The sequence below is a fragment of the Oscillibacter valericigenes genome (assembly GCF_021531915.1).
Lineage (GTDB): Bacteria > Bacillota > Clostridia > Oscillospirales > Oscillospiraceae > Oscillibacter > Oscillibacter valericigenes_A.
This window is the reverse complement of sequence record NZ_JAFBIV010000018.1, coordinates 1-12,949: the sequence shown is the minus strand read 5'-3', so window position 1 is coordinate 12,949 and position 12,949 is coordinate 1. Positions and strand designations below refer to the sequence as shown.

The following is a 12,949-nucleotide window of genomic DNA, read 5'->3' as shown; positions in this document are numbered from 1 at the left end:
TTGTTTCGTTCTGTGCGTTATCGTCCCAACACATGGAGGATGGCCTGAGAGGTCTCCTCCACAGTGGGTTGATTCTCCACAGATCTCAGGAGCCCCCGCTGGGCGTAGAACGCCTTCAGCGGCTCGGTCTCCTTATGATAGACCTCAAGACGCGCTTTCACGGTCTCGGGGGCATCATCCCTCCGCTGGACCAACTTGCCGCCGCACTTGTCGCAGATGCCCTCCTGCTTAGGGGGCACAGCCACCAGATGGTAGCTGGCGCCGCAGTGCTCGCAGACTCTGCGGCCGCTCATGCGCTCCATGATGACCTCGTCGGAGATCTCAATGGAGACCACGTCGTCAAACACGATCCCGGCCTTCTCCAGGGCCTCGGCCTGGGCGATGGTGCGGGGCACGCCGTCCAGGATGTAGCCGTTCTTGCAGTCCTCCTCGGCCACCCGCTCGGTGATGATGCCGATGATCACGTCATCGGGCACCAGCTTGCCCTCGTCCATGAAAGCCTTGGCCTTCATGCCGGTGGGGGTGCCGTTCTTGATGGCGGCGCGGAGGATATTGCCGGTGGAGATGGTGGGGATGTCCAACTCTTTACACAGGATGTCGGCCTGTGTGCCCTTGCCGGCGCCGGGGGCGCCCAATAAAATCAGTTTCATACAGGTGTCCTCATGCCTCCGGCAAAAACCGGAGGCTTTTTTATCAGTTCATGCCCAGCTGCTCCATCAGCTTGTCGATCTCATCGAGAACCAGCTGGGGAGTCTTTGCGCGCACCATGAAGTAGGGGCGGCCCGCGGCATACTTGGCACAGAACGCGCCGCGCGCCTGACGGCGATCCTCTTCGTCGATGATAGGCATGACCAGACCGTCACCGCCGGACAGCAGCTGGTTCATACCGAAGAAATTCATCATGGAGTGATAGCTCTGATAAGCAGCCTCAAACTGACCCATCTGCTTGACTTCGGTCTTGAACCAGCCGTCAATGCAGGGCATGATAGCCAGATCCATCTGGATGGGCTCGTCACGCATTTCCATGGTAGGCTCGTCCCCAAAGAACATCTTCACGCCCTCATCCTGGTTGGCCAGATCGGAACGCTCGGTACCCTTGGCGCGCTTGCGGACATAGATGTTCTTGGAGCCGTACAGGGCGATACCGGTCTCATCATCCATCACGGTAGTCTCGGTGGAGAACACCTGAGCGCCGCGCTTGCAGGCCTCCAACTGCGTCATGGACTTGCCGTGGTTGTTCTCGCCGCCCACCAGCAGGATGCCGTGGCCCTTATAGACGACGGAGGAAGAGTGGAAGGGGTGCATACCGCACTTATCCATCTCGTTGGCCAGCATGGAGACCATGATCTTGTTCAGCTCGCCCTCTTCCCAGAAGGAATCGAGGATCAGCTGGTGATCCACATAGCGGATGGCTTTCTTGGGCTCGTCATAGTTCCAGATGATATCGGGCTTGGCCTTGGTGACCTCGTGAGAAACTTCAACGGTTCCCAGACGATAGTTCAAAAAGGACATATCCTCGGCAATGCCGGTGCGCTCAGGGCCGCCTACCACATCGAAACGCAGGACTGCCTTGCCGCTCTTCAGCTCTTCAGTAAAAACGCTCATATTACAGGTCTCCTTATCGAAATTAGTGTGTTTTTTACTTCATGGTGGTGATGGGACGGGACTGGAGCAGATAGACCTGTCCGTCCACAATGGCCCACTCAATATCCTCGGGCTTCTTGTAGAAGGCCTCGATCTTCTTGGCCAGCTCCACCAGCTGGTTGCGCTCGTCGTCCGTCAGGACGGGGGCTTCCCGCAGTTCCTCGGGGACGGGAATTTCCTTGGTGCCGCCCCGCTCGCTGAGTCGGACCACCATGGTCTCCTTTTCGGAGATGTACTCGGTGGTGATCTCGCCGGTGTGCTTGTTGATCCACAGGTTGTCGGGAGTCACGATGCCGGAGACGATGGCCTCGCCCAGGCCCCATGCGGCTTCCAGCACCACGGTGTCGTGGTCGTTGGTGATGGGGTTGGAGGTGAACATGACACCGGCCTTCTGGGCGCTGACCATGCACTGCACCACCACCGCGATGGAGATGCTGCGCTCGTCGAAGTTCTTCTCTTTGCGGTAGAAGATGGCCCGGTCATTATACAGGGAGGCCCAGCACTCCTTGATGTATTTCACCACGTCATCGTTGCCGATGACAAAGAGGAAGGTCTCCTGCTGGCCGGCGAAGCTGGCGTCGTCCAGGTCCTCGGCAGTGCCGCTGGAGCGGACGGCCACAGGCTCATGACCGCTGCCGATCTGGGAGTAGAAGGAGACGATGTCCATGGCCATCTCGCTGGGAACGGGGGAATCGATGATGCGCTGACGGATCTCAGCGGCCACGGAGATCAGGGAGGCGTCACTGGAGAAATCGATGGTGGCCAGCTTCTCGAAGACATAGTCCCACAGACCGTTGGCTTCCATAAAGGCGTTGAACATCTCGGAGCGGACGATGAAGCCCTTGGGAACGGGAAGACCGGCCCGGGACATACGGCACAGGCTGGCACCCTTGCCGCCGGCCGCACTGCCCAACGCCTCGTCGGGAATTTCATCAAACCATGCCAGATACTGATTCATTGTTGCTGTTCCTTTCTCAATCCCGTCGGGAGTTGGGCGGGAGTAATGATTTCATGTTGGGAAAAACTGTGCGGCACGCCGGGACTCCGGGTGCCGCACAGGTGAGGACAAATCAGCCGATCACTTCCACGACGCCGTGGGTGCCGTCAACACGGACCTTATCACCGGTCTTGATGAGCTGAGTGGCGCGGCGGGTGCCGACCACGCAGGGAACACCAAACTCGCGGGCGACCACGGCGGGGTGGGACAGGGCGCCGCCGGTATCGGTGACCAGAGCGGAGATCTTGGAGAAGGAGACGACCCAGGCGGGGTTGGTCATCTTGCAGACCAGAACCTCGCCGTCCTTGACGGAATCCAGCTCGGAGGGGTCATACACCAGATGGGCAATGCCTTCCTGGATGCCGGGGCAGCCGGGGATGCCCTTCAGGACGGTCTTGCTGATCTCGGTCTTCTCAGCCTGCTCCTTCTGCTCGGCCTCGAACTTCTGGGGATAGCCCCACAGGCTCTTGTAAGGCTCGTTGTAGACCTGCCATTCGGTAGCGGTGCCGTACCACTCCTGGGGATGACGCTTGCGGGCTTCCTCCATCTCGGCGCGACGGGTCTTGACCAGCTCCTTGACGGGGTAGTCGGAGCAGCAGGCGCAGCGGATCTCGTCATACTTCAGCATGAAGATATCCTCGGCGTCGTCCAGAATACCCTCGCGGACCATAGCCTTGCCGATCTGGACGAAAGCGACGCGCATGTGAGAGTAGACGCCCTGGTCGATGTAGAAGTGATGGTCGGGGGTGATGGGAGCCATCTTCACGCACAGCTCCAGATAGTGCTTGAGCTTTGCCAGTTCCTCGGGATCGCTGACCATGGAGTAGAGCTGCTCGATAGCCTCTTTCTGGGACTGCATGCAGGCATCATACTCGGCGTTGTAATCGTAGTTGTTGTTGACATAGGTGCGGACGGCCTCGTAAGCGGGGGTGGGGTCTTCGTACCAAGTCTTGTAAATGAACTCATGGGTGTACATGGCCTTGAAGCCGTACTCGGTGCGGTAAGCCTCCATCATCTCCAGGAACTTCTCGCTGCCGGGGACGTCGGCGACCTTGGCCATGATCTCGGCGTTATCGGTGGTGGAGAGGAACAGCTCCTTCAGGGCGGGAACACGGCAGACCTCTTCCTTCATCTCCCACAGGGCCTTCAGGGAGTCCCAGTTACGGTCGGCGGGGGAGACGTTGATCTTGCCGATGAGGACATCGTCAGCGCCGGCAGCCTTGGCGGCGTTGGTGAAGTCGGTGGAGGCCTGGAACTGGGCCAGGTTGATGATCCAGTGGATGCGGAAGGCCTCGGACTTCATGTCCAGCATGTCCTCCATGTGGATCATGATCTCGGGCAGGGACTTGTGCTCGAAATCGCAGTCCAGCATAGCGTTCTGGATTTCCTTCAGGCGGGGGATGTACATCTTGTGCCAACGATCCAGGAAGGTGTCGGCGTAGATGGGCATGACCTTGACGTAATAGTCGAACATGGGGCCGATCTTGTCGGCGTCCATCTCGGGGGGCACGACGGCGGAATAGACATAGCCGCCGATATTCTTGGCGATCCACGCCTTACCGATGGGAGCGCCGAACCGCTGATACATATAGGTGCAGTCGGAACCCCAGCGTCCGTCGCAGTCCCACCAGCCGCCGACGTCAAAGTACAGGGGGGAGATGGGGTTGGGGCAGTGCAGGTCGTCGTAGAACCACATCAGGCTCTTTTCCTGCTCGTCTTTCCATTCGATGGGGAAGCGGTCGTCCGTGAACTTTGTGGCAAGGATCTTGGAAGTGTCACTCATGATGATTCTCCTTTTCTTTTTTTAATGCCAAAAGAAAGAACTGCTTCTCGGATGAGGTCTGCCCAATCAAACTATCGAAAATCGATTGTAGCAGATAAGAGGAATAAGGGACGGTCAATAACCGAGGACAAATAAATGCGGGAAAAACAAGAAAAATGCCCGGATAATGGTTGATTTTGAGCAAATGGGGTGTTATGCTCAAAAGCAGAAAGAATGCGGTTGAACTTGCTGAAATTCGATAATCGATTATTGACAGTTAAATCGTAAACAAATTTGCACAGAAAGTCAAGACGGAAATCGCAAATTTTAGGCAAAATACTGACTAAAAAGGAGCGCTGAATTTTATGCAATTAAGCAAAATGATCCCGGAAGTGGACACCCATACCCATACCATTCTCTCCGGCCACGCATGGTCCACCCTCAGCGAAAACTGCCGTGCCGCAAGGGAAAAGGGAATGAAGGGTCTGTGCCTGACAGAGCACGGTCCGGCCATCGAATGCGGCGCGCCTTCTTATATCCCCCACAGCCAAAGGATGCTGCCAGAGGTGGTGGAGGGTATCCGGGTCTATAAAGGCGTGGAGGCCAACATCCTGGATCACGAAGACCATTTGGATATCCCACCGGAATATTTGAAGTTCTGTGAATTTGCCATTGCCAGCATCCATACCCACATGTTTCCTGAGCGCGATATGGCGGAGGCCAACACGGCAACCTATTGCAATATCTTGAAAAATCCCTATATTGACATCATCGGTCATGCAGACGACCCCTCCGTACCCTGCGATTTTGAAGCGATGGTACAAGTGGCGCAGGCTCATGGAAAGCTGCTGGAGCTGAACAACAACTCCACCACCGCCCACCGTCCGGGCAGCCTGCCTTCTCTGAAGCGATATATCCTTTGCTGCAAGGAACACCGGCAACGGGTGTGCGTAGCCAGCGACGCCCATTTTTATACCATGGTGGGCAGCGTGACGCCGCTGATGACGCTGCTGGAGGAACTGGATTTCCCGCAGGAATTGATTGTAAATCTGACAAAAGAACGGTTTGACGCTTATCTGAAAGAGAGAAAACAGCGTCTTGCGGCAATCACGGATTGACAAACAACGTTTTATCAGATAGTATAAAAACGATAATCGATTATAATAGACGAGAACGCTTGCAGGAGGATGGATGCCTATGGCCAGAAACGATATCGCGAAAGGCACACTTAGAAAGGAGATCCGAAGCTACATTCAAGAGCAGATCGCAAGCGGACGGTTCAAAGCTGGAGACCGGATCGTTGAGACGCAGCTGGCAAAAGAATTGAATGTGTCTCAGGCTCCGGTGCGGGAAGCTATATTGGAACTGGCGGCGATGGGCCTTCTGGAGGAGCGGCCGTATTCCGGCTCCTTTGTCCGGCAGCTTACTGCAGCGGATATAGAGGACATCTATAATACCCGTGCGTTTATTGACGAGTATGCGGCACGGCAGGCGGCCAAGCGCATTACAGAGGAACAGCTGGCAGAGATGGAAGAACTGCTGCACCGGATGGACGCGGCGAAGGACATCCACGAGTTCGTGGAAATGGACATCATCTTCCATGGCCTGGTGGTGGATGCGGCTGGCAGTCCGGCACTGAAGCGAATGTGGGAGGGTCTCCGCTTGGTGGAGTGGACAGGGCTGTCCGCAGCTGTAACGCAGAACTCTTTGCCGGAGCTGGCGAAACAGCACTGGGAGATTTACCGCCTGTTAAAAAAGCACGCGGATCATACGGTCGGTGCATATATGTTTTTACACATCAAAAATTTCGGAGACGAGCTGAAGCGATACTTCGCCAAGACCGGCGGTGCGCCGCTGACGCTGGATGATTTCGAGGAAAGGAGCCTCCTATGATGCAGGAAGGCCGCGACTGGGACCGTTTGGTCGTCAGCCGCAAAGATACCACAGGAGAAGAAGCCGTCATTGGACATACGCAGATCCGCAAGGGTGGCATTGCCAAGGTCACCGGTACCGCCCAGTTCGGCGCGGATGTGGACCAGCCGGGACAGCTCTATGGCGCAGTCCTTCACAGCCCTTATGCCCATGCCCGGGTTTTGCGCGTCAATACGGAAAAGGCCCAGGCCCTGCCCGGCGTTCGTGCTGTGGTCGTCGGTTCGGATTTCCCCACCCTTTACGGGTCCTTCATTGCCGACCAGCCCGTCGTGGCGCAGGAAAAGGTTCGCTATCAGGGTGAGCCGGTGGCGGCAGTGGCTGCCGACACAGAGGAACTGGCCCATGAGGCTGTGCGGCTCATCGAGGTGGAATATGAGCCGCTGCCGGTGGTGAATGACCTGGAGACCTCCATGAAAAACGAGGTCCTCATCCATGAGGATTGGAGCCGGTATGACTGCAGCAGTGCCTGCTTCCCCCAGCAGGGAACGAATATCGGAGACCAGTACCACCTCAAAAAGGGAGACGTGGAACAGGGCTTTGCCGAGGCGGATGAGATCGTGGAGAGCGAGTTTTCCTGCGGGATGCTGCAGCACACCACCATCGAGACACACACCGCTACTGCCAAGGCGGACCCGGTGTCCGGGGAGATCCATATTTGGTCGCCCAGCCAGTCCCCCTTCAGCATCCGGGGCCTGCTGGCCAAGACCTTCCATGTGCCTCTAGAGAAGGTGCGGCTCACCGTCACGGAAATTGGCGGCGGCTTTGGCGGCAAATATGAGGTTCGCTGCGAGCCCATTGCCATCGCTCTGTCCTTGAAGGCGAAAGGCCGTCCTGTAAAGCTGACTTACCGCCGTGACGAGGAGTTTGCCGCCACCGTCTGCCGCTCTCCCGTCCATATGCATATCAAAACCGGCGTGAAGCGGGACGGCACGCTGACGGCGCAGCAGGTGACCATCGAGTGGGACGCTGGCGCCTATGTGACCACCAATCCCCGGGTGGACTACAACGCGGGCTTTGCCGCCAACGGCCCCTATAAGCTGCCCAACGCCCAGGTGGACGGCTATGTGTACATGACCAACAAGACGCTGGGCACCGCTTACCGCGGCTTCGGCGTCACGGAAGTTGCCACGGCCCACGAGCGTCAGATGGACCTGATCGCGGAGCGGCTGGGGATGGACCCGCTGGAACTGCGTCTGAAAAACGTGCTGCGGAACGGAGATACCGGCATCACCGGCGAGACCATGCAGACCATGGCGGTGGCGGAGTGTCTGGAAGGCGCCGCTGCCAATGTGGACTGGAACGCCCTGCCTGACCGCTGGGTGGATGAGGAGGGTAACCTCTGCGGCAAGGGCATCGCCTGCTTCAATAAGCTGACAGGAACTCCCTCCACTACGTCCGTTCTGGTGAAGATGAACGAGAACGGCTCTTTGTACATCATGTCCGCCAGCACGGAGATGGGACAGGGCGTTACCACCACGCTGCCTCAGATCGCGGCCCAGGCGCTGGGTATGGATCTGGAAAAGATCAGTATGGCGCCGGTGGATACCGCCATCACGCCTTATGACAAGACAACGACGTCTTCCCGCTCCACCTTCCACTCCGGCAACGCGGTGCTGGAGGCCTGCGCGGACATCAAGAACCAGCTTTGCCGTCTGGCGGCCCTGAAATTCAAGGTGGACGCGGCTGAGGTGGAATACACGGCTGCGGGCTACATCCAGTGCAGAACAGACCCGGACAAGCGCATCCACATCAATGACGTGGGCAAGTCCGGCATTCTGCATGAACAGGCGCCGGTGGCCGCCATCGGACGGTACGGCACCTCTGACATTTTTGACCCGCCCCCGGTGGACGGGCGTCAGTCCAAGCGTCCCACGGTCATGTGGATGCACGGCGCTCAGGCGGCCATCGTGGCAGTCAATCCCAAGACCGGCCGGGTGCAGGTGAAAAAAGTGGGCGCCGCCCATGACGTGGGCAAGGCGATCAACCCCACGGGCTGTCTCCAGCAGATCGAGGGCTCTATCATCATGGGCCTGGGCCATGCGCTGATGGAGGAGATGATCTATGAGGACGGCAAGCTCCGCAATGGCAACATGGTGGACTATAAGGTGCCGACCTTCATGGACTCCGATGTGGAGGTGAAGATCACCCTGGTGGAGCAGGCGCACCCGGAGGGACCCTATGGGGTCAAGGGCATCGGCGAGCCGGGCCTGGCGCCCACTGCCGCAGCCATCGTCAATGCGGTGTGCCACGCCTGCAACGCGGACTTTACGTCCATCCCCATCAAGCCGGAACACATCCTGTTCAGAAAGGAGCGCGGCGATGCTTCCCAAATTTGAACTGTATATGCCTACCGACCTGTCGGAGGCCTGCCGCCTGAAAGGTGAGGGCGCCGAGGTAGTAGCCGGCGGTACGGATGTATTTGTCAATATGCACGGCGGAAAGGACCGCTCCGCCCGGGTGGTGGATGTAAAGAACGTCCCGGAGCTGCAGGGCCATACCTTTGACCCTGTGACCGGCCTGGATCTGGGGGCGCTGACGACCCACCGGGAGATCGAACTGTGGGATGTCATCAAGCGGCATTACCGGGCTATGTTTGAAGGCTGTTCCCGCGTGGGTTCTGTGCAGATACGCACCCGGGGCACCTTGGGCGGCAATATCTGCAACGGTGCCCCCTCCGCGGACAGCATCGGCCCCATGCTGGTCCATGATGCAAGGGTCGTTGTGGCGGGACCTTCCGGAGAGCGGGAGGTGCCGCTGAAGGACTTCTACCTGGGCCTGAAAAAGCTGGATATGGGGCCGGATGAGCTGCTGAAGCGCATCTGTATCCCTGCGCCCCCGGCACATTCCGGCAGTTTTTACATCAAATACACCCGCCGCAACGCCATGGACCTGGCGCTGCTGGGCGTGTCCGCCTATGTAGAGCTGGAGGGTGACGTGATGAAAACGGTGCGGATCGCGCTGACCACCGCGGCTCCCACCCCCATCCGCGCGGAAAAGACCGAGGCACTGCTGACGGGAAAGACCGCTGCGCCGGAGCTGCTGGCAGAGGCCGGAAAGACCGTCCTGCAGGAGAGTCATCCCCGTTCCAGCTGGCGCTCCAGTGCGGAATTCCGTCTGGCGCTTCTGGAAGAACTGACCGTTCAGGCGCTGGAACAGGCCATCACACTGGCAAAGGAGGGCTGATCGATGCAGCAAGTTACCATTCAGATCACAGTCAATGATGAGGTATATATCCGCACAGTCCCCGCCAACATGACGCTGCTCCAGTTCCTGCGTGAGGAATTGCAGCTGACGGGCACCAAAGAGGGCTGCGACGAGGGAGAATGCGGCGCCTGCACCGTCTTGGTGGAGGGCCATCCCATGAATTCCTGCCTGGTGCTGGCGGCGGAGCTGGACGGTAAGCACGTTTTGACGGTGGAGGGACTGGCCACGGATGGCCGCCTGCACCCGCTGCAGGAGGCGTTTTTGGAGGTGGGCGCAGTCCAGTGCGGCTATTGCACGCCGGGAATGCTTCTTTCTGGCATTGCGCTGCTGAACCTGTATCCGCACCCCACAAGAGAACAGATCCGTAAGGAGATGGAAGGCAATATCTGCCGCTGCACCGGCTATGCCCGCATTGCGGACGCGATCATGCTGACTGCGGAGCGACTGGACCCGAATCATACCAACAACGCATAAGGCTGCCGGGGAAAGATTGATGAAAAATTTTACTTTCTATTCGCCTACCCTGTTTGCCTTTGGTGATGGACAAGAGGAACACACCGGAGAACTGGTCCGTCGTTTTGGAGGAACCCGCGTACTGCTGGTTTACGGCGGCGGCAGCGTAAAACGGAACGGCGCCTTTGATGCCGTGACCCAATCGTTGCAGAACGCCGGAATCTCTTATGTGGAGCTGTCGGGTATCCAGGCAAATCCCCGCAGTGGAAAGGTCTATGAGGGAATCGAACTTGCTCGGAAAGAGAAGGTGGATTTCCTGGTTGCCCTGGGCGGCGGCAGTGTCATTGATACGGCCAAAGCCATCGGAATGGGCGTTCCCTACGACGGTGACTTCTGGGACATTTTTGCAGGGAGGCACAAAGTCGAGCGGTCCTTGCCTGTGGGCGTTGTGCTGACCATTGCGGCGGCGGGAAGTGAAGGCTCTGGAAACTGCGTGATCACGCAGGAAAAAGGGAATCTGAAATGGGGGTGTCCTCAATCGGATTTGATTCGGCCCAAGTTCTCTGTGCTGGATCCAAAGCTGACCTGTTCGCTGCCTCCTTATCAGACTGCCTGCGGGGCGGTAGATATGTTCGCGCATATCTGCGAGCGGTATTTTACCAACACACCGGATGTTCAGCTGACAGACCGCCTGTGTGAAGCACTTATGAAAACCATTGTGGAGGCAGCGCCCCGTGCCATTGCGAACCCGACGGATTATGCCGCAAGGTCAGACTTGATGTGGGCCGGCATGCTGGCGCACAACAATACGTGTGGTGTGGGCCGGGAACAGGATTGGGCCAGCCATATGATCGAGCATGAGTTGTCCGCTCTGTATGACTGCGCTCATGGGGCGGGCCTTGCGGTGGTGCTGCCAGCATGGATGGAGTTTGTGCTCCCGCATGATCCCATGCGCTTTGCTCGTTTTGCGGTAGAAGTGTTTGGCTGTCAGATGGATTACACACAGCCAGAACGAACAGGACGAGAGGGCATCAGAGCCCTGCGCAACTTTTTCCACCGCAGCCTGGGAATGCCGATGACGCTGAAAGACTTGGGGGGAAGAACGGAGGATATCCCCGCAATGGTTGAGCACCGGCTGGAAAAACCGGGAGCATTCCCAATCGGCGGTTTTGTGAAAATAGGTGCTGACGAAATGCGCGAGATCCTGCTTCACACGGACCGCTGAATATGCGGAATATCAGTGGAAAAGGGGTACCCTGAGTGGCAGCAGAAACGTATTTTTACAAAGGCGGTTTGAACTGCGCGGAAGCGACCCTGCGCTGTCTGATCGAGGAGGGCGTGATCGATGCGCCCCAGGAGGCAGTTCGGATGATGACCGGCTTTGGCGGCGGGATGCAGCGGGGGACGACCTGCGGCGCCGTGGTTGGCGCTGTGGCTGCCCTGGGATGGGTCACTGGGCGTACAGAGCCGGAGCAGGCCCGTGAGCCTTCCGCAAAAGCAGTCCGAGAATTCCTGCGGGAATTTGAGAGCTCTTTTGGTACCTTGAATTGCCGGGAATTGCAGGCTGCCTATGTGAAAGAGCACGCCTTGAGGTCTGAGGGGATGTATCGCAGCTGTACCGTATTTGTGGAGCGGACGATAGAATTGGTCCGGGACATTTTGACGCAAACCAACGCTACGGAGTAAATGAACAGGAGGCTGGCCGGATGATCCGGACAGCCTCCTGTTTAAAAATGAAAAATATCCTGTTAACTGAAGACCCTTCCAATAAAAATGTTTGCTTTCTCCAGAAAAATGTGGGAAAATAATCCCAAGTATTTGGAGATGCAAGACAGATCGAAGGGTGAGTGCCATGCGGGAAAAAGCAATGGGAAAACGGTTGCCGGCAAAGGAGACGCTGCGAAGTAATATACGGGATTATATCCAGAGGCAGATTGCGGAGGGTGTCTATAAACCGGGAGACCGAATCGTGGAGACTCGGCTGGCAAAGGAACTGGATGTATCCCAGGCCCCGGTGCGGGAGGCCATGCTGGAGCTTGCCACTATGGGATTGCTGGAGGAGCGACCCTACTCCGGGACTTATGTTCGTAATCTGAGCGTGGCGGAAATCGAGGATATTTTTGATATCCGGGCTTTTATCGAGGAATATGCGGCGAAACGAGCGGCCAAGCGCGTGACGGATGAGCAGCTGGCTGAGATGGAAGAAATTCTCCAGCAGATGGAGCAGGATAAAGAGCAGGATATGTCGGTATTTGTTCATCTGGACATGGAATTTCACGGCCTGGTGATGGACGCCGCGGGAAGTCCTGCCTTAAAGCGAGCGTGGAAGGTATTGCGCATGGCGGAATGGACGTATATATGCGCCCTCATTACCGAGTTTTCTCTGGATGAGCTGATCGCTCAGCACAGGAATATTTTCGGCTATCTGAAAGCGCATGAGGAGTCCAGCGCGGGGGCTTATATGTTCCTGCATATCAAGGGCTTTGGCAACGAGCTGGCAAAGCATTTTGAAACGCAAAAGGGCCAATCATAAGAGATACCCGCCAAGTGTGATGCTTGGCGGGTATTTGCATATATGGGGCAGAGGCCAGACATACTGTCATGAGTCCGGCTTCTGCCTTTGGAGAAAAGAGAAATGGTAAAATCAATAGCACTTGCGATAGATGGCCTCTTCGCTCTCCAGATCGAAGGGATAGTAAGCGTTGGTCATCAGGCGCTGCTGGTTGGTCTCCACGGACTGGGGGAAGGTCTTGAAGTCGGCCTCGGTGAAGCCGCAGTCGCGCAGGGGACGCAGGGGCAGGATGCGCTGCAGCAGAGCGTTCATCTCGGGGATGGCGTCCTTGGGCTCGCAGCCCAGAATACCGGCCACCAGGTTCTTGAACTTCATGATCTCGCCGTCGGGGTTCTTCTCATCATAGTAGTCCATGATGGCGCCGAACAGCATGTAGTTGGACTCG

At 57.5% G+C, this 12,949-nt stretch carries 12 protein-coding genes and 1 pseudogene; 8 read left to right on the top strand and 5 right to left on the bottom strand.

Annotation, left to right across the window (positions count from 1 at the left end; all coding sequences use genetic code 11):
• Positions 1–17 precede the first annotated feature (17 nt).
• The 4 genes from JQM66_RS10440 to JQM66_RS10425 form a co-directional block, all read right to left on the bottom strand.
• Positions 18–650 (bottom strand): adenylate kinase, encoded by a 633-nt coding sequence (locus JQM66_RS10440; RefSeq protein WP_235229816.1) that lies wholly within the window; start codon positions 648–650, stop codon positions 18–20.
• 43 nt (positions 651–693) lie between these two features.
• Positions 694–1,605, bottom strand: a complete 912-nt coding sequence (locus JQM66_RS10435; RefSeq protein ID WP_235229815.1) for a hypothetical protein — start codon at positions 1,603–1,605, stop codon at positions 694–696.
• A gap of 34 nt (positions 1,606–1,639) precedes the next feature.
• On the bottom strand, positions 1,640–2,602 hold the full coding sequence (locus JQM66_RS10430) for a PEP/pyruvate-binding domain-containing protein (protein WP_235229814.1): 963 nt from the start codon (positions 2,600–2,602) through the stop codon (positions 1,640–1,642).
• Between the two features lie 112 nt (positions 2,603–2,714).
• A complete protein-coding gene (locus JQM66_RS10425) occupies positions 2,715–4,424 on the bottom strand; it encodes a PEP-utilizing enzyme (RefSeq protein WP_235229813.1) in 1,710 nt (569 codons plus the stop codon).
• Positions 4,425–4,768: 344 nt separating this feature from the next.
• Here JQM66_RS10425 and JQM66_RS10420 point away from each other — a divergent pair, with 344 nt between their 5' ends.
• The 8 genes from JQM66_RS10420 to JQM66_RS10380 all read left to right on the top strand — a co-directional run bounded on the left by JQM66_RS10420 (position 4,769) and on the right by JQM66_RS10380 (position 12,525).
• Positions 4,769–5,521: a phosphatase gene (locus JQM66_RS10420; RefSeq protein ID WP_235229812.1), complete on the top strand. Its 753-nt coding sequence runs from the start codon at positions 4,769–4,771 to the stop codon at positions 5,519–5,521.
• Positions 5,522–5,600: 79 nt separating this feature from the next.
• A complete protein-coding gene (locus JQM66_RS10415) occupies positions 5,601–6,296 on the top strand; it encodes a GntR family transcriptional regulator (RefSeq protein WP_235229811.1) in 696 nt (231 codons plus the stop codon).
• On the top strand, positions 6,293–8,671 hold the full coding sequence (locus JQM66_RS10405; protein ID WP_328284136.1) for a xanthine dehydrogenase family protein molybdopterin-binding subunit: 2,379 nt from the start codon (positions 6,293–6,295) through the stop codon (positions 8,669–8,671). Before JQM66_RS10415 ends, JQM66_RS10405 begins: the two co-directional genes overlap by 4 nt.
• Entirely contained in the window at positions 8,655–9,518 is an 864-nt protein-coding gene (locus JQM66_RS10400) for an FAD binding domain-containing protein (protein WP_235229810.1), read from the top strand. Before JQM66_RS10405 ends, JQM66_RS10400 begins: the two co-directional genes overlap by 17 nt.
• 3 nt (positions 9,519–9,521) lie before the next feature.
• Entirely contained in the window at positions 9,522–10,013 is a 492-nt protein-coding gene (locus JQM66_RS10395) for a (2Fe-2S)-binding protein (RefSeq protein WP_235229809.1), read from the top strand.
• Positions 10,014–10,032: 19 nt separating this feature from the next.
• Positions 10,033–11,217 (top strand): iron-containing alcohol dehydrogenase, encoded by a 1,185-nt coding sequence (locus tag JQM66_RS10390; protein WP_235229808.1) that lies wholly within the window; start codon positions 10,033–10,035, stop codon positions 11,215–11,217.
• Positions 11,218–11,252: 35 nt separating this feature from the next.
• Positions 11,253–11,678: a C-GCAxxG-C-C family protein gene (locus tag JQM66_RS10385; protein ID WP_235229807.1), complete on the top strand. Its 426-nt coding sequence runs from the start codon at positions 11,253–11,255 to the stop codon at positions 11,676–11,678.
• Between the two features lie 166 nt (positions 11,679–11,844).
• Positions 11,845–12,525 (top strand): GntR family transcriptional regulator, encoded by a 681-nt coding sequence (locus JQM66_RS10380; RefSeq protein ID WP_328284135.1) that lies wholly within the window; start codon positions 11,845–11,847, stop codon positions 12,523–12,525.
• A gap of 111 nt (positions 12,526–12,636) precedes the next feature.
• Here JQM66_RS10380 and JQM66_RS10375 read toward each other — a convergent pair.
• Positions 12,637–12,949 (bottom strand): annotated as a pseudogene (locus JQM66_RS10375) (4-hydroxybutyrate dehydrogenase); the annotation flags it as partial.